Here is a 20,821-nt window from a genome sequence, read left to right on the forward strand (position 1 = left end):
GAGACGGCGATGACTAACAATCCCCCTTCAGCCCGCATTCAACCGGGCGAGTACGGTTTTCCCCTGAAGCTTAAACCTCGTTATGACAACTTTATCGGCGGCGACTGGGTTGCGCCTGTCGACGGCGAGTATTACCAGAATTTGACACCGGTAACCGGGCAACTGCTTTGCGAAGTGGCCTCATCCGGCAAGCGTGATATCGACCTGGCGTTAGATGCCGCGCATAAAGCGAAAGAAAAATGGGCGCAGATATCGGTGCAGGATCGCGCGGGGATCTTGCTGAAAATTGCCGATCGCATGGAGCAAAACCTCGATCTGCTGGCGACGGCGGAAACCTGGGATAACGGCAAACCGATCCGCGAAACCAGCGCCGCTGATGTGCCGCTGGCGATTGACCATTTCCGCTACTTTGCGTCGTGCATCCGCGCGCAAGAGGGCGGTATCAGTGAAGTGGATAAAGATACCGTGGCGTATCATTTCCATGAACCACTCGGCGTGGTGGCACAAATCATTCCGTGGAACTTTCCGCTACTAATGGCGAGCTGGAAAATGGCCCCGGCGCTGGCCGCAGGCAACTGCATCGTGCTGAAACCAGCGCGATTAACGCCGCTGTCGGTGCTGCTGCTGATGGAAATCATCGGTGATTTACTGCCGCCGGGCGTCATCAACGTGGTGAATGGCGCGGGCGGGGAAATTGGCGAATATCTGGCGACCTCTAAACGCATCGCCAAAGTTGCCTTCACCGGCTCGACCGAAGTCGGCCAGCAAATCATGCAGTATGCGACCCAGAACATCATTCCGGTCACGCTGGAGCTGGGCGGAAAATCGCCGAACATCTTCTTTGCCGACGTGATGGATGAAGAGGACGCATTCTTTGATAAAGCGCTGGAGGGCTTCGCACTCTTCGCCTTCAACCAGGGCGAAGTCTGTACCTGTCCAAGCCGCGCGCTGGTGCACGAATCTATTTACGATCGCTTTATGGAGCGGGCGATTCGCCGGGTGGAAAGCATTCGTAGCGGTAACCCGCTGGACACCGTCACGCAAATGGGCGCGCAGGTGTCGCACGGTCAGATGGAGACCATTCTCAACTATATCGACATTGGCAAAAAAGAGGGCGCGGATGTGCTGACCGGCGGGCGACGCAAACGCCTCGACGGCGAGCTTCACGACGGCTATTACCTGGAGCCGACAATTCTGTTTGGCCAGAACAGTATGCGTGTCTTCCAGGAGGAGATCTTCGGCCCGGTGCTGGCGGTCACCACCTTTAAAACCACCGAAGAAGCGCTGGCGCTGGCTAACGATACTCAGTATGGCCTGGGGGCAGGTGTCTGGAGTCGTAATGGCAACCTGGCGTACAAAATGGGGCGCGGCATTCAGGCCGGACGCGTCTGGACCAACTGCTATCACGCCTATCCTGCACACGCGGCATTTGGCGGTTATAAGCAGTCAGGCATTGGCCGCGAGACCCACAAAATGATGCTGGAGCATTATCAGCAAACCAAATGCCTGCTGGTAAGCTACTCGGACAAACCGCTCGGTCTGTTCTGATTAGCCTGCGTTAACGGCCCGGCGGTGATTCCCTCCGGGCTTGCTGTATATTGAAACCCATATGGCATTATATAAATTAGATATTTGCATCAGGTCTAATAACTCCTCTATTATTTCCCATCCCCCGATTATTTATTTTAATCTCTGAGGATTTATGTTTCTTAATTATTTTGCGCTGGGTGTACTGATATTTGTATTCCTGGTAATTTTCTATGGGATTATCATCTTACATGATATTCCCTATTTGATTGCTAAAAAGCGCAATCATCCCCACGCTGACGCTATTCATGTTGCGGGCTGGGTGAGTCTTTTTACGCTGCATGTTATCTGGCCTTTCCTGTGGATTTGGGCAACGTTATACCGTCCTGAACGCGGCTGGGGAATGCAAACCCCGGATTCGTCGCTTATCCAGCTTCAGGCACGCGTGGCTGGGCTGGAGAAACAACTGGCTGAGGCGAAGGCTTCCTCAGCGGAGTAATAGTTATGGATTTATTGATCATCCTGACCTATGTGGCTTTCGCATGGGCGCTGTTTAAAATATTCAAAATTCCCGTTAATAAATGGACCATTCCGACAGCGGCATTGGGCGGTATATTTATTGTCAGTGGTCTAATTCTGCTTATGAATTATAACCATCCTTATACCTTTAAAGCGCAAAAAGCGGTGGTATCTATTCCTGTTGTTCCGCTGGTTACCGGTGTGGTAACGGAGGTCACGGACAAGAAAAATACTCTGATTAAAAAAGGGGAGGTGTTATTTAAGCTTGATCCCACTCGCTATCAGGCGCGCGTAGACCGCCTGAAGGCCGATATTGTGACGGCGGAGCACAAGCAACAGGCGCTGGTGGCACAGCTTGATGAGATGATGGCCAACACCCAGCAGGCGAAAGCGACGCGTGACAAACTGGCGAAGGATTATCAGCGCTATCTTCAGGGGAGCCAGGCTAAAGTAAACCCGTTCTCTGAACGCGATATCGACGCAGCGCGGCAAAATTACCTGGCACAGGAAGCGTCGGTTAAGTCATCGGCGGCGGAACAGAAACAGATTCAGAGCGAGCTGGACAGCATGGTTATGGGCGAGCATTCGCAAATCGCCAGCCTGAAAGCGCAGCTTGCGGAAGCGAAGTTTAACCTGGATCAGACGGTTGTTCGCGCCCCCAGCGACGGCTACATCACGCAGGTTCTGATTCGACCGGGGACCTACGCTGCCGCGCTGCCGCTGCGCCCGGTGATGGTCTTTATTCCAGACCAGAAACGGCAGATCATCGCCCAGTTCCGCCAGAACTCTCTGCTGAGGCTGGAGCCAGGCGATGAGGCTGAAGTGGTGTTCAATGCGCTGCCGGGCCAGGTATTCAGCGGCAAGCTGGCGGCCATCAGCCCGGCGGTACCCGGCGGGACTTATCAATCCACGGGCGTGTTGCAGTCGCTGAATACGACGCCGGGTTCGGAAGGGGTGATTGCGACGATTGAGCTGGACGAAAATGCTGACCTCAGCGCGCTACCCGACGGTATTTACGCGCAGGCGGCGGTTTACTCCGACCATTTCAGTCATGTATCGGTGATGCGTAAAGTGCTGCTGCGAATGACCAGTTGGGTGCATTACCTCTATCTCGACCACTAATTATCGTTTGAAGGCACTTGCTGTGGCGGCAACTGATGCGCCACAGCAAGCTGTTTGCGTATTTCATTGAGCATGGCATCCAGAATAAACTGCACCCGCCACGGCTGATATTCGCGTTTGCGGAAGATAGCCACCAGATCCAACCACCACTCCTGCTGGTCAGGGAAACAGGCTACCAGCGTACCCGCCTGAATATCGTTTCTGACGCTCTCTTTGGGCGCAAAAACGATACCAAGATCGTTACGCGCCAGCTCCAGTGCAGACTGCGTATTATCACAAACGTAATTGCCTTTCACCCGATAGTCGACCGCAGATTTATTTTCTCCGTCACTGAACCGCCAGATATTTGACTCACCAATCATCATCGAATCAATCAAAATACACGAATGCTGCACCAGTTCTTCCGGGCCACGAATCGGATGTTTATTGAGATAATTGGGGCTGGCAAACGCGGTAACGGAATATTTTGTAATAAAACTGGCGACTAATGATTCATCTTTGGGTTGTGCGTAAGTAATTAAAACATCGCAATCCTCTGGAAACTCCACACCATCATAAAATGCTTTAGGTTCCAGATTGTATGTTTTTAGCGAAAAGGTAATGTCACCAATATCCATAATATTGGCAATGACATTCTTTGCCAGATAAGCGACTATCCCGGTGGGGGCATAAACCGTCACCCGACCACGTTTCTCATGCTTATAGTCAGCAATGAAATTGTTAAGCTGCTCGTGTCTATCGAGCATGTCATTGATGTAGGGAAGCAAGGCCGTACCAAAAGGCGTCAGGGTCAGTTTTCGCGGTGAACGCTCAAAAACTTTAAGCCCAACTTTTGATTCAAAATCAGCAAGATACTTACTGACGTTAGCCTGTGCAATGCCAAGGATTGTGGCGGCATGGCTGATATTTTCACTGGCCGCGATGACCGAGATAATCTTCAGTTCCCGGGGCTTAAGTTGTAAATTATTCATCGCTAAACCTAATATATATATGATTTTATATATTACTATATAAATATGAACGTTGCATGGGTGAATTTGTAAACATTATTATTCCCGCGATTTATTTTCCTATACCCTAAATAATTCGAGTTGCATGAAGGCGGCAAGGGAGAGAGTCCCGATGAGCTTACTCAGGTAAGTGATTCGGGCGAGCGAGCGCAGCCAACGCACAGGCAACTTGAAGTATGACGGGTATATTTTAAAATGGACAGCCGGGAATGTTAAATACACGCAATGTTACGGCGCTGATTGCTTTGTCGTTTATGGCAACTGCAACAGCGTCTGAATTATCTATTGGTGCGGGGGCGGTATATAATGAATCACCGTACCGTGGTTATAATGAAAATACCCATGTCGTGCCGCTTATCAGTTATGAAGGTGAATCGTTATATATTCGCCAGACAACCTTAGGTTACATTCTTGCAAAGAGTGAAAAGAATGAAATTAGTATCACTGCGTCATGGATGCCGCTGGAGTTTTCGCCTTCCGATAACGACGATCATGCGATGAGCCGTCTGGATAAGCGTGACAGCACAGCGATGGCGGGCGCCGCGTGGTATCACCACCAAAAATGGGGCAGCCTGAAGGTCTCTGCCGCGACCGATATTCTGGATAACAGCGATGGTTGGGTGGCTGAAATGTCATTGTTCCGCGTGATGCCGCTCGGCAAGCTGACGCTCACGCCTTCTGCGGGCGTGCTCTATTACGATAAAAACTTTAACGATTACTACTACGGCATCTCTTCCGGGGAGTCTCACCGTAGCGGGCTTTCCTCTTATTCTCCGGACGACAGCTGGACGCCATACGTAGCTATCGGCGCGAAATACCCTTTAACGAAGAACATCATTTTACAGGCGAGCGCGATGTACAGCGTGCTGCCAGATGACATTAAAAACAGCCCGATGGTCGATCGTGAGGACAGTTTTACCTTTCTGACCGGTGCGAGCTGGCGTTTCTGATGAGCATGCTAACCCGGCGAGTGTTGCCGGGTTAATCCAACGTTTTCACCTCAAGCGGGCGGAAACGGCTGTAGATCCACAACCCCAGACAAGCGACTGAGCCCAGGAATGCGGTAAAGAGAACAGTAACGAACAGGGCGCTGAATATCGCGGCAGGCAGCGCGAGAATGCCATGTACCGGCTGATTATTCCATTTCACCATATCGGCGCCAAAGATCCCCATCACGCCGCACACCACCGCAAAAATTTGCAATGGAATACCCAGACCTATCAGCATCAGCCGATAGATAGATGACGGTTTGATACGTTTCAGGGTGACGTTGGTGCTGCTGTCCTTGCTCATTTTTATTTTCTCATGGGAAGGTAAGGTGGCGTGATTGTATCATGAGGAAATGAGATTGACCCGGCAAGCACCTGTTATGCTGCCGGGTGGGTAATGAGTTACTGCCCGTAATACGCCTTGGCCCCATGCTTACGCAGATAATGTTTATCAAGCAGCGTATTTTGCATTTCTGGCAATGTTGGCGCGAGCTGACGAGAGAACAGCCCCATATACGCACACTCTTCCAGCACAACGGCGTTGTGAACGGCATCGGCGGCATTTTTTCCCCAGGCAAACGGGCCGTGAGAATGGACCAGCACTGCCGGAATCTGTATCGGATTCAGCGCGCGTTCCTCGAAGGTTTTAATGATGACTTCACCGGTCTGATATTCGTATTCGCCGTTGATTTCATCGTCGGTCATCAACCGCGTGCAGGGAATGGCACCGTAAAAATAGTCGGCGTGCGTGGTGCCCCAGGCCGGGAGGTCCAGCCCGGCCTGCGACCAGATGGTGGCGTGGCGCGAGTGGGTATGCACAATGCCGCCAATCTCTGCGTAACGACGGTAGAGCGCCAGATGCGTCGGCGTATCGGATGAGGGTTTTTTGTTGCCTTCAACGACCTGACCCGTGGCGATATCGACAACGACCATATCCTGCGCACTCATCACGTCGTATTCAACGCCGGACGGCTTAATCACCATCAGTTTACGCGTTTCATCCACCGCGCTGACGTTGCCCCAGGTGAAGGTCACCAGTTGATGTGCAGGTAGCGCCAGATTTGCCGCCAGCACTTCAGCTTTCAGTTGTTCTAACATGTGAGTCCTCCTTCCTGCATGCGCGCCTCAATCCAGCGGCGCGCTTGAATAATTTCCAGCACCGGCTCTTTGGCTTTTTCCGTCCACATCTCAATCAGGAAGGCGCCGCGATAGTTGAGTTTTTGCAGCGTATTGAAGACGCCGACAAAATCCACGCACCCTTCGCCAAAGGGCACATCGCGGAACTGGCCAGGGCTTTGCTCGGTAACCGGCTGCGTGTCTTTCAGGTGGATTGCGGCGATGCGGTCAATGCCTAACGCCAGCTCAGCAGGTACGTCGTTGCCCCATGCGCTCAGGTTGCCGACGTCCGGGTAGACGCTGAACCACGGTGAAGAGAGCATCTCATCCCATTTCTTCCACTTGCTGATGGAGTTCATAAACGCGGTGTCCATGATTTCCACCGCCAGCATGACTTGTGCGGCGGCGGCTTGCTCTACCGCCCACGCCAGCCCTTCGGCGAAGCGTTGCTGTGTGCCCTCGTCATGATCTTCGTAATAGACGTCATAGCCGGCGAGCTGGATGGTGCGAATGCCGAGGTCGCGCGCCAGCTTGATAGCTTTGGTCATGATCTCGCGCGCACGTTCGCGCGCATTTTCATCGCGACTGCCAAACGGAAAACGGCGGTGTGCTGACAGGCACATCGATGGGATCGCGACGCCGGTTTCCAGCATCGCTTCTACCAGTGAGGCGCGTTGTGCGGTGCTCCAGTCGAGGCGGGACAGACGTTCATCGGTCTCATCAACGGACATCTCGACAAAATCAAAGCCGCAGCTTTTTGCCAGCACCAGGCGTTCTGGCCAGGTGAGATCTTTCGCCAGCGCTTTCTCATAAATGCCTAACGGGTGACGACGCATTATTTCTCTCCCCAGATAGCGTGGATCTGCGCGTGGAATTCCGCCGCGACCTGCGCAGGGTTCGCCGCGCCAGCCAGCGCTCGTCCGGCAATAAAGGCTTTGGCGTTGATCTCTTTAAACAGCGGCAGGTCAGCAGGTGTTACGCCGCCGGTGATGGAGAGTTCCAGCCCGATATCGGAGAGCGCTTTCATGCGCGACAGGTCAGCTTCGCCCCACTGTTGCCCGCTGGCCTGCGCATCGCGGCCCCGATGGTAGATGGCCTGACGGATACCAGCAGCATACCAGGCACGCGCGTCGTCGAGCGTCCAGTTGCCGAACAGCTCAATCTGAATTTCAGCGTTGTGTTGCTGCGCCACTTCGTGACCTTTAATGACGGTCGCCAGTGGGGCGGCGCAGATAATAGTCATCCAGTTTGCACCGGCATTAAACGCTTGCTGCGCCAGGGTTTCACCGGCGTCCGCGACTTTCCAGTCGGCAACAATGATTTTATCGGGGCATAGCTCACGCAGTGCGCGAACGGCGTTCAGCCCTTCGGTGAGGCAGAGGATGGTTCCGGCTTCGACGATATCCACATGGTCGCGCAGTAGCGCAACGTCGTGCTGGGCAGCCTGAAGGCTGGTGTGGTCGAGCGCCAGTTGTAACAGAGGGATGCTCATGCGTTGGACTCCTTGATGCGGGCATGGAAGCCCTGAAGGGCTTCAATAAGAAATTGATAGTGCTGATATTTTTTCTGATAGGCCGCGTGAGCAGCGGCGTCGGGCTCAAGCGTGCGGACGGTCAACTGACGGCTACGTTGCGCCGCACGAAAATCGGCAAAGAGGCCTGTTCCCACCTGAGCGGCCAGCGCCGCGCCAAAACAACCAGTCTCTTCAACCTGCGGCAGTTCGACCGTCAGGCCGCTGACGTCGGCGAGCATTTGCATCCAGACATCGGAGTGGGCCGGGCCACCGGTGACGCGCAGAGCGTGAACGTTGGTGAAGCGCTCGCGCATCCGGTTGAGATGGGTCATGTGGCAGAACACTACGCCTTCGTAAACGGCCTGAAGTAAGTGCGCGCGCGTATGCAGCGACTGCATGCCGTAGAAGCCGCTGGTCATCTCCAGCCCGGCGTTACTGCCGTAGAGAAAAGGCAGGAAGAAAAGGTCACTTCCCGCTTTTGGCAGGCTGGCGACGGACTGGTTTATCTCGTCAAACGAGATATCACCCCATTGCGCCGTGAGCCATTCCAGATTGCCGGATGACGTGGGGCTGGCTTCGTGCACGATGTATTCGCCATCGTTGACATAGCGGCCATAAACATAAGGGTGTGGTTCATGGTTGCGCAGCCCCCGGGTGATTCCGCTGGTCACCGCCCAGGTGCCCATTACGGCGTTGAGGGTGTGCTCATCTTCCAGACCCGCGCAGAGTGCGGTAGAAACCACGTCAAACAAACCGCCGACAACGGGAGTTCCCGCCGCCAGACCGGTAATAGCGGCCGCCTGAGGCGTGATTTCTCCGCAAATTTCTGCTGAGCCGATGACAGGGTGCAGCGCGTCGTCGATTTCGCTGATACCCAGCCAGTGCGTTAACTGCGGGTCGTAGCGCCCGGTGTTCATGTTGTAGAGGTTGGATTCAGAGATATTGCTCTCTTCCGCGCCTTTCACGCCGGTAAGACACCAGCGCAGGTAGTCATGGGTCATTAATACGCAGCCGATATCTGCGTAGCGTTGTGGATCGTTCTCTTTTACCCAGCGTAATAAAGAAACCGGATGCCCTGTCCACAGTGTTTGCCGGGTAATGGGGTAAATCTTTTCGGGAATGTTATCTGCCTGCCAACGGCGTACCACCTCCGTCGCCCGGCGATCGGATGAGAGAATAGCGTTTCCCAATGGGCGGTCATTTTTGTCCAGTAAAAATAGCCCCTTACCCTGAGCAGAAATTCCGACTCCACGGATTTGCTCCGCAGGGATGCCCGTATTGTTGAGTAGTGCGCGGATGACAGAACTGCCACATTCCCACAGTTCTGTCATGTCGCGTTCAGCCCAGCCTGGGTGCGGGCTCAATGCGCGTAACGGCAGGCGTTCGACGCCTGCCTCCCGACCTTCACGATCGTATAATCCTGCTTTGAGCCAGCTGCCGCCGCAATCTAACCCAAGCCAGTAGCCATTCATTCTTTATTGCACCTCATCAACGGCTTTCAGCAGGTCTGCGCCTTGTGGTACATCCTTCACAAACATGTCGCGAACCTGACTACCTAATGCGTCGCTAAAGGCTTTACGATCGATATCCGTTAAAACCTCGACGCCTGCGGTTTTCATTCCATCTATGATTTTTTGCTGATCTTCTGCCACCAGTTTGCGCTGGTAGTCTCCCGCTTCTTTTGCCGAGCTTAAAAGTGCTTGCTGGAATTCCGGGCTCAGCGCATCAAATTTAGCTTTGTTGATGACAACCAGCAGTGGGGAATAGGCATGGTGGGTGAGGGAAAGATATTTTTGAACCTCATAGAATTTTGCCGACCAAACCACATTGATAGGATGTTCCTGAGCATCAATGGTCCGCGTTTCCAGCCCGGTATAAACTTCGGCAAAAGGCATAGGGATTGGATTTGCCCCGAATACTTTAAAGGCAGCAATATTCATTGGGCTGTTATTTGTGCGGATTTTTAACCCTTTCAGGTCTGCTGGCGTTTTTACCGGAGCGCGTGAGTTTGTTACATCACGCCAGCCATTCTCCCAGTAAGCCAGTACTTTCAGTCCCTTAGGTTCGAGAGAGTTTTTCAGCTCATCGCCCACTTTACCATCAAGCGTTTTATGTGCATGTGCGGTATCACGGAACAGGAATGGAACGTCCAGAAGATTAATCACCGGAGCCAGGCCGGTAAAGTTGTTGGAGCCAGACATTTCCATATCAATGGTGCCGCCGCGTACGCCGCTGATCATGGCCTGCGCATTACCGAGCGTACTATCAGGGAACAGTTTAAGCGTTAACTCTCCACCCGTTTTTTCCTTCAGCAGGTCATTAAATTTTTTGGCGGCGATATGTTGAGAGTCCGTCTGTGATGTTTCATAACCGAAACGTAAAGACTGCGCTGATAATGCGGAGGCACTAAACGCAACCAAACCTGAAATTAATAAAGCATGGGCTACAGAACGCAATTTCATATTATTTTCCTTTTAATTAATCCATTTCAGTGGAACGGTAATAAGCTCAGGGATGAAAATGAATAACGTTAGCAATACGAATAAAACAAAGACGTAAGGAATGACACCTTTTACGGCATCATCAAATTTTAATTGTGCAACACCAGAAATAACGTTAAGGACATTGCCAATGGGCGGAGTAATTAAACCAATTGAACAGTTGATAATAAACATGACACCGAAATAGATCGGGTCAATGCCGGCCTCTTTGACAAGCGGCATCAATACCGGTGTTAAAATTAACACTGTCGGCGTTAAGTCCATGACCATGCCGACCACCATAATCGACAGCATGATGACGATGAACAGTAAGCGCGGTGAATCAACCAAAGGCTGGAGCAGATCCGAAACCATCATGGGGAGTTCAGCCATCGTAATAAGCCATGCTGAAACCTGCGCGGAAGCCACCAGGAACATCACGACGGAGGTGGTTTTTGCGGCATTGACAAGGACACGGTAGAACGCGGAAAAGGTGAGCTCGCGGTAAATGACGACAGCAACAAAAAGTGCATAAAATGCAGCAACAGCACCGGCTTCAGTTGGGGTAAATATGCCGGAGCGGAAACCCCCAATAATAATGACGGGTAAGAACAGGGCCCAAATCCCGGACACCAAAGACTGCCAAACTTCTCTCAGTGATGCCTTTTTTTGCCGCGGCAGATTAAGTCGGCTCGCCTGCCACCACCAGGTGAGCATGAGTGTTGCCCCCATCATGATGCCTGGCGCAATACCGGCCATAAACAATTTACTGATTGATAACCCGCTGGATACGCCAAAGATAATAAACGGGATTGATGGCGGAATAATGGGGGCAATAATGCCGCCTGAAGCAATAAGCCCTGCCGCACGGTTAACCGGGTAATTCGCGCTACGCATCATTGGCACCAACAAGGCGGCAACGGCCGCTGTGTCTGCTACCGCTGAACCGGATAGGCTTGCCATAATCATTGCGGCAAGTACGCCGACGTAACCCAGTCCACCCGCTTTGTGCCCCACCAGTTTCATCGGTAGGTCGACAATGCGTTTAGACAACCCTCCGGCATTCATTAACTCTCCGGCCAGAACAAAGAAAGGAATTGCCAGTAGAGAAAAACTATCCGCGCCGTTAACGAGTGTCTGTGCCAGGATTTGAACATTGAACATGTCCAGCCACGCCATTAAAGCCATGCCACACAGCAAAAGTGACCAGGCGATGGGTAATCCAATGGCGATCCCACCGAGCAAACAACATAAAAATATGACGACGGCCATCATTAAACTCCCTGTTTAGCGTGGTGAGTGGCGTGCGTGATCAGTTGAAATATCCGGCGAATTTCAAAAACGGCTATCACTACGCTTGTGGGCAAACAGGCGGCATACATCAGGCCGACGGGTAAGCCAAGAATGGGGGAGAAGTCACTCCAGTCCTGGAGTGTTTTTTGCAGTGCGCCCCATGCGAGGGCGAGACACAGTAGAAGAATTAAAGAGTGAGTGACTATAGCCAGGCGTTTTTGATTGGCCGGGGATAGCTTTTCGACCAGAAACGTCACCTGAACATGAGCGTTATCCATAAAAGCAACGATAGCGCCAATAAATGTCAGCCAGACGAATAAATAACGTGATAATTCATCTACCGATAATATACTTGTTTGAAAACCATAACGTAAAATAATATTTGTGAACACGATGCAGGACAATATTGCAATGATGATTGCAAGAATGCCTTCGAGAACTCTCTTCATTTTACTTCCTTCAGGCTGGGTAATATTTCATCAATACCCACGATTTTTTTATACTTTCTGTCGTGTGGTCGTCGTTTTTTATATGGATAAGTTTATTCTTTGTAGAGTGTTTATCCCCTGGCGTAATATTTCTATTCGATGTTTAACGTCAGCATTAGCATTAATTTCCAGTAATTTGATACCGGAGAATTGTAAGGTTGCAGGCCCCGCCGCATTAAAGAGTGATTTGGCGTGTTCTTCGGTCATTAAACTGTCCGGGCAGAAGGGCGCAAACGGTGCGTGCAGATCCTGCCACTCGCCATACTCGCCCTCCAGCGTAGTGCCGGAGAACATCAGCGCGCGCAGTTTCCCGGCCTGTTTGGCCTTCAGGGTATGCTCAAGCGGTAAAGCGGTGTTGCGGCCTTCAATGGCGGAGCGTGCCCAGTTGATGCAGACGCCAACGTCTCGGTCGGAGAGCACGTCCAGCACGTTTTCCAGCGGAAGAAAGCCTTTGCGCGGCGCGGCGGAGGTCATCGCATCGCAATGTTCCAGCACCAGTTCGCACGGCCAGTCCCAGGTTGTGATCTCAGTGATTGAGCGGGCAAAAGCATCGGTGGCCTGTTGTACATTGCTGTTTCCCGCCTGCGGCGCGGCCTGCATTTCCAGTGCGATAACTTTGCCGGGGTGTGCCTTATTTACCGCCGTAATTTTATTGAGCAGATGGCGATAATACGCCACGCACTGCTGGCGCTGTTCTTCATCTGCGGAAGCCAGGCCAAAGGCACCATTTCCCCCACGGCGGCGCATGGTTTCCATGACGGCCGTGACCACAATTTGCCACTCGCCTGGCGTATGTTGCCATAACCATTCATCGCCAAAAGGATGCAGATTTTCCAGGCACGGTTGTTCCAGCCCGCGAATATGCGGCGTGTCGGCAAGTTGCTTCCAGAATTCAGCTTCCTGCTCTTCACTTTGCTGTTGGAATGATGGCGCGCAGGGATACGCACCGATAATATAACCGGCGTTATGAGTATTCATTTTTCACTCCTGAAAATTGAGTTCGTTAATTCAGTGCCGACACCGCGACTTTAACCACAATTTTCCTGATTGGCGTTGCCCCGTTTTTATTACACGCCGGGCGATGAACGTCTTGTGGGAAAAAGATGGCGTAGCTTCCGGGAATCATTTCAATAAACGATTCATTTTCGCTGTGGTGATAGAAAATAATATCGCGCTGTTCAAGAAGATCTTCGCTCACTTCATTATTGCCGGTGTCGATGGCAATACCGATTTTCTCTTCTCCCCACGCCAGAAACTGAATATCCAGATAGCGGCGGTGTACTTCAGGGCGATTTTCATGTGGTTCGCGCGTGGTTAAATCGATGACCTGGGCAAAAATCGTTTTACCGTCGATTTCCACCACGCCCGGGGATAATTCGCTGAAATCGGTCGTGCGCAGGAAATTGAGCGCTGTTTCAATCGCTGCCGGAAGTCGGCAGAGATTTGGCTGAGAAATATGACCAAAAATCATGGCGTATCTCCTTACAGGGCTTTAATTTTCGCCCATACGCTGTCGTCAACGGTAATACCGTTGCGGCGATTTTCTTCCAGCAGTCGGGTAAATTCATGGCCCGGCAGGCGAATGGCGACGTTCTCATCCGCGCGTTCGGCGCTGGTGATGTAATCCATGATACGTTGCAGCTTGGCGTCGCGAGTTTCGCCGTCGATCAGCTTGTCGACTTCAATGGCGATGAAGATTTGCGAGATACCGTATTCGTCGCTGTTGTCTTCGGTGACTTCGGCAACGGATGCACCGTTAGAGAGGAGGGTGGCAATCATGTCGAGCACGATAGAGAGGCCGGAACCTTTCCAGTAACCCATCGGCAGAATGCGGCGGTTTTTCTCAATCACGCCCGGTTCTTTGGTGAGATTGCCTTCGTCGTCAAAGCCGCCATCGACCGGAAGCTGGCGACCTGCCAGACGATTCACTTCCAGCATGCCGTAAGAGAACATCGACATCGACATATCCACCATGGTGATCGGCGAGGATGGAATGGCGACGATCAGCGGATTGGTGCCGATGTTACACTCTTTTGCGCCCCAGGACGGCATCACCGCGATAGAGTTCGTCCAGCAAATGCCAATGTAGCCTTTCTCCGCCGCCTGCCAGCCGTAGCTGCCGCCGCGCATCCAGTGGTTGGCGTTACGCACCGCAACCAGCCCAATGCCGTGATCGGAAGCCAGTTCAATGGCCCGATCCATCATCTTTTTCGCCGTCAGGTTGCCGATAGAACGCTGCGCATCCCACTGCTCAATCGCGCCAAGGCTGGTGATGCGCTCAGGTAAGGCATCGGGAATGATATCGCCATTTTCCAGTTGTTGGATAAAGCGCGGGAAGCGGTTGACGCCGTGTGAATAGACGCCTGACTCGGTGGTGCGGGCGAACATGTCGGCACAAGCTTCTGCTGTATCTGTCGCCACGCCACGCGTCAGCAGGACGCGGGTGAACTCGTTTTTCAGGTCTGCAAAGCTAACTAACATACGTCATCTCCAGTACATCTTGCTCGATTTTTCATCAGCGCAAGCATCCGTTTGGAAGCTGTTTCTGGGTGCTTGTTGATCTGTATATTTCACATTGCGAAATCTGATTTCAAATATATCGATCGTTTTTTAACAAAGCAATCTGTTCCATATTTTTCAAAACGCTTTAAAATCATGTGCTTACAAATTTTCTGTCCAGATCGTGAACTGAGACACACTTTGCGCTACCATCAGAGCGCGATAAAAACGGGAGCAGTGGCATGAGCGATAAAGAGAGTGAGATGGCGTCGGAAAAAGAGCGGCCAGCAGGAAGTCAGAGCCTGTTTCGTGGGTTGATGCTGATTGAAATCTTAAGTAACTACCCCAACGGTTGCCCGCTGGCGCATTTGTCTGAGCTGGCGGGGTTAAACAAGAGTACTGTTCACCGCCTGCTGCAAGGTTTGCAGTCCTGCGGTTATGTGACGCCTGCGCCCGCAGCCGGAAGCTATCGGCTGACCACGAAATTTATCGCCGTCGGGCAAAAAGCGCTGTCGTCGCTCAATATCATTCACGTCGCCGCGCCGCATCTTGAGGCGCTTAACCTCGCGACGGGTGAAACGGTGAACTTCTCCAGCCGTGAAGACGACCACGCGATTTTGATCTATAAGCTGGAACCGACCACCGGTATGTTGCGTACCCGTGCCTATATCGGCCAGCACATGCCGCTCTACTGCTCGGCGATGGGCAAAATTTACATGGCATTTGGTCATGCGGACTATGTCGAAAGCTACTGGGAAAGCCACAAGGAACAAATTCAGCCGTTGACCCGCAATACCATTACCGGCCTGCCGGCGATGTACGATGAGCTGGCGCAAATCCGCGAAAGCAGCATGGCGATGGACCGGGAAGAGAATGAGTTAGGCGTGTCCTGTATCGCGGTGCCGGTGTTTGATATCCATGGCCGCGTGCCTTACGCCATTTCAATTTCGCTCTCGACATCGCGCCTTAAACAGGTCGGCGAGAAAAATCTGCTGAAGCCGCTGCGTGAGACGGCGCTGGCTATCTCTAACGAACTCGGGTTTAGCGTTCGCGATTAGCGTTTCAGGCATACCGCCAGATCCTCTCTGGCGTCTGACAAAAAACACGCCTTTCCCGCGCGGGATCAAGGCGTGCCTGCCATCCGCTCTGGCACTCTTAAGGCTGGAGCCCCGGATGGAGTGGAGTATGAACCCGTTTATTGTTGCAGATGCGCAGAAGTGCATCGGTTGCCGTACCTGCGAAGTGGCCTGCGTGGTGTCGCATCAGGAACAGCAGAATTGCGCAGCCGTGTCGCGCGAGGCTTTCCTTCCCCGCATTCAGGTGGTGAAAGGCGATACCTTCTCGTCTGCCGTGGCGTGTCATCAGTGTGAAGATGCGCCGTGCATGAACGTGTGCCCGACGGGCGCGATTAAGCGTGAAAAAGATTGCATTACCGTCGAACAGAATCGTTGCATTGGTTGTAAAAGCTGTATGGTGGTGTGCCCGTTTGGCGCGATGCGTGTGGTGGTGCAGAATGCGCGGCCCCAGGCGATTAAATGCGATTTATGTCAGCATCGCGCGCAGGGGCCAGCGTGTGTTGAGGCGTGTCCAACATCGGCATTACGCTGTGTGGACACGAGTAAGATTGGCATCAAGGCCATGTTTGCCTGAAGCGGTCAGATACAGTTACTTTCCTGCCACGCGCGTTCCACTTCTTCGGCCAGAATTTTCACGCCAGCTTCGATTTTATCCGGCTCCGGCACGTAGTTCATGCGCATGCACTGGTGCGTATGCGGCCACGGTTTTTCCAGACCCGGGAAGAAGTAGTCGCCAGGTACCATCAGTACGCCGCGTTTTTTCAGGCGCTGGTACAGCAGTTCGGTGGTGATCGGCAGATCTTTAAACCACAGCCAGAGGAAAATCGCCCCTTCGGGTTTGTGAATTAAGCAGCGTTCTTCTGGCAAATAGCGGCGAATAATCGCGATCGTTTCCTGTACGCGCTGATAGTAGAACGGTTTAATCACTGTTTCCGACAGCTTAAGCAGGTCGCGGCGTTTGATCATTTCGCACATCATCGCCGGGCCCATTCCGCCAGGCGCGAGGCTGATAATGCCGTTCATGTTACTGATGGCGGTGATGATCTCTTCGTTGGCGATGATAATCCCGCAACGGCTGCCCGGTAGGCCGAGCTTGGAAAGGCTCATGCACAGCACAATGTTCGGGTTCCACAGCGGGCGCGCTTCGCTGAAAATAATGCCCGGGAACGGCAGACCATAGGCGTTATCAATCACCAGCGGAATGCCGTGTTGATTCGCCAGCGCGTCCAGACGCAGTACTTCTTCATCGGTGATGACGTTGCCGGTTGGGTTAGTTGGGCGTGAAACGCAAATCATCCCCGTTTCATCGTTGATCGGCAGGCGGTCAAAATCGACGTGATATTTAAACTGGCCGTCTGGCAGCAGCTCGATATTGGGGCGCGTAGAGACGAACAGTTCATCTTCCAGGCCGGAATCCGCATAGCCGATATACTCCGGCGTCAGCGGGAACAGCACCTTGCGGGTGGTACCATCGGCACGACGACCGGCGAAGAGATTGAACAAGTAGAAAAACGCGCTCTGGCTGCCGTTTGTCAGTGCAATGTTCTGCGGTTCAATATCCCAACCTAATTCCTCACGCAGCATTTCCGCCAGCGCCGCGAGTAGCTCACTTTTCCCCTGAGGACCATCGTAATTACAGAGCGCATCCGTGGCTTTACCGCTTTCAAGCATATCCGCCAGCAGGTTTTTAAAGTACGTATTCATCTGGGGGATTTGCGCGGGGTTACCGCCGCCGAGCATGATTGCGCCGGGAGTGCGCAGGCCATCGTTCAGGTCTTCCATCAGGCGGGTAATGCCTGAATGGCGGGCGAATTTATCGCCGAAAAGTGAAAATTTCATCGCGGATCATCGACTGCTATTGCTGTAAAGAGGCTCACCATAACGCCACCGCCCGCGCGGTGCAAATGGCTTAATGACAGGTGCGTCGGAATAACTACCTACGATTATCTACGTATGTGGAGCTTTATGTTGCGGTGGCCCGCTCTGCGTAGAACGGGCCACATAGCGGATTTTTAGCGAATCCCGGCCCAGATAACCATCACGCTATCGTCACCGTTTTGCCGCACAAAACCATAGCCCTGCGGGAGCGTTAGCGTCGTCTGTTTGCCTGCGCCCACCGCCGGGTGGCGCGCGCGGAACTGGCCTAAACGCTGCCAGTGCGCGACGCTGGCGGCCGATTTCCCGCTGACATCCTGCCAGTTCATCCCTGAGCGCGTACCCTGAAGCGGGTCCGAGCCGGTTGGGCCAAACGGACGATTCGACTCGTCGCCATAGAAAATCTGCACCGCACCAGGGGCCAGCAGCAGAAGCTCGGCGGCATTGTTACCCTTCTCGCGGAACAGGCGGGTGTCGTGCGACGAAAGGTAGCTCAGCACATTGAACGACTGTAATTTGTCGGCCATTTGTTGCCAGGTGAGGTCGATATTCGCCAGGCAATCTGCTGCCTTCGCCGCCTGATCCTGATAATCGAAGTTAATCATCGCGTCAAAGCCGTGGCGGTAATAGTCGCTCTCCATCACACCGTGGCCCCAGGCTTCGCCGGTCATCCAGAACGGGGCATTATCCAGCGCTTTGTCCGGGTTGGCTTTTTTCCACTCGGCCAGCGCCTGGCTGGATTGCGTCTTCAGTTGCTGCCAGCCCGCCATTTCCACGTGTTTGGCGGTGTCCACGCGGAAACCGTCGATGCCGTAATCGCGCACCCATTGGCTCAGCCAGTGAGTGAGGTAATCGCGCGGCGTGAAGCCGGTCAGGGCTTTGGCCTGCGTATCGGGTTTATGGGCATAGAAATTGGGCAACCCCACGGCAGTGGTGGATTCGGTTTTTAAATCTGGCAGGAAGGCCAGCGACATGGTGAGATCGTCAAAACCGGGGCTGTCGTAATCGCCGATATCGGTGCGAATCCAGCCTTTCCCCCACCATTTTTCCCATGCGGCTTTATCGCTGAAGTTGATGTAATCGTTAAAGCTATGCCAGGTTTGACCTGGGCCCGGCGTCCAGTCCGTCCAGTTCTTCCCCAGCGTTTTTTCGATATCGTTACCTTCCAGATAGAGCGCGCCAAACTGGAACGCTTGCATATCGGCAAGCGTGGCATACCCCGTGTGGTTCATCACCACGTCAAACAGAATGCGCATGCCGCGCTGATGAGCGCCCTCAACCAGGTTACGCAGGTCGTTTTCGTCGCCCATATTGGCGTCGAGTTTTGTCCAGTCCTGGGTGTAGTAGCCGTGATAGGCGTAGTGGGGGAAATCGCCTTTGGTTCCGCCGCCGACCCAGCCGTGAATTTGCTCTAGCGGCGAACTTATCCACAGTGCGTTAACGCCCAGTTGTTGCAGGTAATCCAGCTTGCTGGTGAGTCCTTTCAGGTCACCGCCGTGGAAAGTGCCTATCTCCTGCATGCCGTCTTTGCGACGACCATAGCTGTTGTCGTTACCCGGATCGCCGTTAACAAAACGGTCAGTCAGTACGAAATAGACCGTGGCATTGTGCCAGCTAAAGGGGGCCGGTTTGGTGGTGTCTGCACTTTCCAGCAGCAACAGGCCGTTGCTTTCTGGCGCCGGTTGCAGCGTGATTTTTCCCTGTTTTACCTGCGCCGTTTGGCCGCTGTAGAAATCCCGCACGCTGCTGCCTTCGGCAAAGGTCTGGCTCACATCAAGGGTTAACGGTTTGCCATCCCAGCGCGGACACTGGCGAGTCGCTGCCTGTACGCTGCTGCTTTGCGCTGCGCTTTGTACCGACATTGACAGCGTCGGCGTGCCGGAGCGGGTGTCTATCTCCAGTTGATAATTGCCGTCGCGGAAGATGCGCCACTGCGGTGCATCGCCTTTGCAGGGCTCCAGCGATAGCATCTGATTAAGTTTAATGCCCGCGGCAGGCTGCCAGCACTGTTGGTCAAAATTTAACGTCAGGGGACGAGTACCCTTCGTGAGTGTTTTTTGACTGACGAATTTGCCAGTTCCTTCGGGAGTAAATGCCGGGAAGTCATTCACTGTCCAGGCGGCGAAGGCGTAAGTCGGAAGCAGTAGCGGTACAAGCGCAGCGAGTTTCATGTCGGGTCCTGTCGCGGTTTTTTTCAACAGTGTGGCAGCAATTGAATGCGCAAGCCTCATCCTCTCAGGGGGAGGATAAAAAGGGGTGAGTGACGGGCGTCAAAATTCAGTAAAAAGTGCGATAACCGTATCATTTCTAATGATTACTATTAGGACTATGGTTTTTGCCCATGGCAAAGTTGTGCCATTGTTTAGGACTAGGACTATTCAGCAAGGTGCGCAGGCGGGCTATTTTTGGTATGATTTGAGATTCAACTCTCAATTTCGAGACAAAAATAAGGTGTTGGAATGCATAAATCCGACCAGGAGACCTAATGATATCGACTCCCATTCGACGATATGGGGCAGCGATACTTATGTTACTCACCATGATTTTTTCTGGTGGGGTGTTAGCGAAGACTCACACAGTAACAGAGCATCATAAAGCCTCAGTTAAAAAGGTTAGTAGTACTAAGGTTAGCAGTAAACAAGAGTATTCTCGCAATAGTGTAAAGAGCAGTTCACTTCCTGATTTGCGAAAATACCCTTCCGGAACCCCAAGGAAAAGAGCGTTTCTCCGGACGGTAATGCCTTATATTACAAGCCAAAATGCAGCAATCACTGCCGATCGTAACTGGCTGGTTTCAAAGCAGTACGAAGGCCGCTGGTCGCCGTCTGAGCGTGCGCGTTTGAAAGACATCACCACGCGCTACAAGGTGAAGTGGAACGGTAACACCCGCAAGGTGCCGTGGAATTCACTGCTTGAACGTGTCGACATCATCCCTGGCAGCATGGTCGCAACCATGGCTGCGGCAGAAAGCGGTTGGGGGACGTCAAAACTGGCGCGCGCCAACAATAATCTATTCGGGATGAAGTGTGGTTCCGGTAAGTGTAAAAATGGTTCCGGTAAAGTGAATGGCTACTCGCACTTTGATTCTGTCAAAGCGTCTGTGCAGGCCTACGCGATGAACCTGAATACCCATCCGGCGTACTCGTCATTCCGTAAGTCTCGCGCGCAGTTGCGTAAGACGGACCAGGAAGTGACCGCCAGCGCGATGATTCATAAGCTGAAGGGTTATTCCACCAAAGGTTCGAGCTACAACAACTATCTGTTCGCGATGTACCAGGATAACCAGCGTCTGATTGCGGCGCATATGTAATCCT

The 20,821-nt window shown here is 52.9% G+C and carries 21 protein-coding genes; 7 read left to right on the forward strand and 14 right to left on the reverse strand.

Features of this window, described 5'->3' with window-relative positions; all coding sequences use genetic code 11:
* Positions 1-9 precede the first annotated feature (9 nt).
* The 3 genes from aldB (at position 10) to NMC31_RS05725 (ending at position 3,168) form a co-directional block, all read left to right on the forward strand.
* Entirely contained in the window at positions 10-1,548 is a 1,539-nt protein-coding gene (aldB, locus tag NMC31_RS05715) for an aldehyde dehydrogenase AldB (protein WP_253897253.1), read from the forward strand.
* 154 nt (positions 1,549-1,702) lie between these two features.
* Entirely contained in the window at positions 1,703-2,026 is a 324-nt protein-coding gene (locus NMC31_RS05720; RefSeq protein ID WP_149463668.1) for a DUF3302 domain-containing protein, read from the forward strand.
* Between the two features lie 5 nt (positions 2,027-2,031).
* Positions 2,032-3,168 carry an HlyD family secretion protein gene (locus NMC31_RS05725; protein ID WP_253897254.1) on the forward strand — a complete coding sequence of 379 codons (1,137 nt, stop codon included), beginning with the start codon at positions 2,032-2,034 and terminating at the stop codon, positions 3,166-3,168.
* Here the strand turns inward: NMC31_RS05725 and NMC31_RS05730 are convergent.
* Positions 3,165-4,139, reverse strand: coding sequence for a LysR family transcriptional regulator (locus tag NMC31_RS05730; protein WP_253897255.1), 975 nt, complete (start codon positions 4,137-4,139; stop codon positions 3,165-3,167). The genes NMC31_RS05725 and NMC31_RS05730 overlap by 4 nt on opposite strands.
* Before the next feature lie 248 nt (positions 4,140-4,387).
* Between NMC31_RS05730 and NMC31_RS05735 the strand changes: the two genes are divergently transcribed.
* The gene (locus NMC31_RS05735; RefSeq protein ID WP_253897256.1) at positions 4,388-5,128 is read left to right on the forward strand and encodes a MipA/OmpV family protein; all 741 of its coding nucleotides are present in this window, start codon (positions 4,388-4,390) and stop codon (positions 5,126-5,128) included.
* 31 nt (positions 5,129-5,159) lie between these two features.
* Here NMC31_RS05735 and NMC31_RS05740 read toward each other — a convergent pair whose 3' ends face one another.
* From NMC31_RS05740 to yiaK, 11 genes are all read right to left on the reverse strand, one after another.
* Complete coding sequence (locus NMC31_RS05740; RefSeq protein ID WP_149463665.1) at positions 5,160-5,471, reverse strand: hypothetical protein; 312 nt, start codon at positions 5,469-5,471, stop codon at positions 5,160-5,162.
* Positions 5,472-5,569: 98 nt separating this feature from the next.
* On the reverse strand, positions 5,570-6,265 hold the full coding sequence (araD, locus tag NMC31_RS05745; RefSeq protein ID WP_253897257.1) for an L-ribulose-5-phosphate 4-epimerase: 696 nt from the start codon (positions 6,263-6,265) through the stop codon (positions 5,570-5,572).
* Positions 6,259-7,119 (reverse strand): L-ribulose-5-phosphate 3-epimerase, encoded by an 861-nt coding sequence (locus NMC31_RS05750; RefSeq protein ID WP_253897258.1) that lies wholly within the window; start codon positions 7,117-7,119, stop codon positions 6,259-6,261. The genes araD and NMC31_RS05750 overlap by 7 nt, the downstream gene beginning before the upstream one ends.
* Positions 7,119-7,775 (reverse strand): 3-keto-L-gulonate-6-phosphate decarboxylase UlaD, encoded by a 657-nt coding sequence (gene ulaD / locus NMC31_RS05755; protein WP_253897259.1) that lies wholly within the window; start codon positions 7,773-7,775, stop codon positions 7,119-7,121. Before ulaD ends, NMC31_RS05750 begins: the two co-directional genes overlap by 1 nt.
* Entirely contained in the window at positions 7,772-9,268 is a 1,497-nt protein-coding gene (locus NMC31_RS05760; RefSeq protein ID WP_253897260.1) for an FGGY-family carbohydrate kinase, read from the reverse strand. Before NMC31_RS05760 ends, ulaD begins: the two co-directional genes overlap by 4 nt.
* A 3-nt stretch (positions 9,269-9,271) precedes the next feature.
* Entirely contained in the window at positions 9,272-10,258 is a 987-nt protein-coding gene (yiaO, locus tag NMC31_RS05765; RefSeq protein WP_253897261.1) for a 2,3-diketo-L-gulonate TRAP transporter substrate-binding protein YiaO, read from the reverse strand.
* Between the two features lie 12 nt (positions 10,259-10,270).
* On the reverse strand, positions 10,271-11,548 hold the full coding sequence (yiaN, locus tag NMC31_RS05770; RefSeq protein ID WP_253897316.1) for a 2,3-diketo-L-gulonate TRAP transporter large permease YiaN: 1,278 nt from the start codon (positions 11,546-11,548) through the stop codon (positions 10,271-10,273).
* A 2-nt stretch (positions 11,549-11,550) separates the two neighbouring features.
* Entirely contained in the window at positions 11,551-12,018 is a 468-nt protein-coding gene (yiaM, locus tag NMC31_RS05775; protein WP_253897262.1) for a 2,3-diketo-L-gulonate TRAP transporter small permease YiaM, read from the reverse strand.
* Positions 12,019-12,096: 78 nt separating this feature from the next.
* Positions 12,097-13,035 carry a DUF4862 family protein gene (locus NMC31_RS05780; protein ID WP_253897263.1) on the reverse strand — a complete coding sequence of 313 codons (939 nt, stop codon included), beginning with the start codon at positions 13,033-13,035 and terminating at the stop codon, positions 12,097-12,099.
* 25 nt (positions 13,036-13,060) lie between these two features.
* Entirely contained in the window at positions 13,061-13,528 is a 468-nt protein-coding gene (locus tag NMC31_RS05785) for a YhcH/YjgK/YiaL family protein (RefSeq protein ID WP_253897264.1), read from the reverse strand.
* Between the two features lie 11 nt (positions 13,529-13,539).
* Complete coding sequence (yiaK, locus tag NMC31_RS05790; RefSeq protein WP_253897265.1) at positions 13,540-14,538, reverse strand: 3-dehydro-L-gulonate 2-dehydrogenase; 999 nt, start codon at positions 14,536-14,538, stop codon at positions 13,540-13,542.
* Positions 14,539-14,798: 260 nt separating this feature from the next.
* On the opposite strand from yiaK, the gene yiaJ reads away from it, so the two are divergent.
* Both yiaJ and NMC31_RS05800 read left to right on the forward strand, forming a co-directional pair.
* Entirely contained in the window at positions 14,799-15,614 is an 816-nt protein-coding gene (yiaJ, locus tag NMC31_RS05795) for an IclR family transcriptional regulator YiaJ (RefSeq protein ID WP_253897266.1), read from the forward strand.
* A 127-nt stretch (positions 15,615-15,741) separates the two neighbouring features.
* Positions 15,742-16,206 carry a 4Fe-4S binding protein gene (locus tag NMC31_RS05800; RefSeq protein WP_253897267.1) on the forward strand — a complete coding sequence of 155 codons (465 nt, stop codon included), beginning with the start codon at positions 15,742-15,744 and terminating at the stop codon, positions 16,204-16,206.
* A gap of 5 nt (positions 16,207-16,211) precedes the next feature.
* On the opposite strand, the gene avtA is transcribed toward NMC31_RS05800, so the two are convergent.
* Both avtA and NMC31_RS05810 read right to left on the reverse strand, forming a co-directional pair.
* Positions 16,212-17,471, reverse strand: coding sequence for a valine--pyruvate transaminase (avtA, locus tag NMC31_RS05805; RefSeq protein ID WP_253897268.1), 1,260 nt, complete (start codon positions 17,469-17,471; stop codon positions 16,212-16,214).
* 173 nt (positions 17,472-17,644) lie between these two features.
* Entirely contained in the window at positions 17,645-19,678 is a 2,034-nt protein-coding gene (locus tag NMC31_RS05810) for an alpha-amylase (RefSeq protein WP_253897269.1), read from the reverse strand.
* Between the two features lie 314 nt (positions 19,679-19,992).
* Here NMC31_RS05810 and NMC31_RS05815 point away from each other — a divergent pair, with 314 nt between their 5' ends.
* Positions 19,993-20,817: a protein bax gene (locus NMC31_RS05815; protein WP_149463653.1), complete on the forward strand. Its 825-nt coding sequence runs from the start codon at positions 19,993-19,995 to the stop codon at positions 20,815-20,817.
* Positions 20,818-20,821: the final 4 nt, after the last annotated feature.

It is taken from the genome of Pseudocitrobacter vendiensis, assembly GCF_943590815.1.
GTDB classification, from domain to species: domain Bacteria; phylum Pseudomonadota; class Gammaproteobacteria; order Enterobacterales; family Enterobacteriaceae; genus Pseudocitrobacter; species Pseudocitrobacter vendiensis.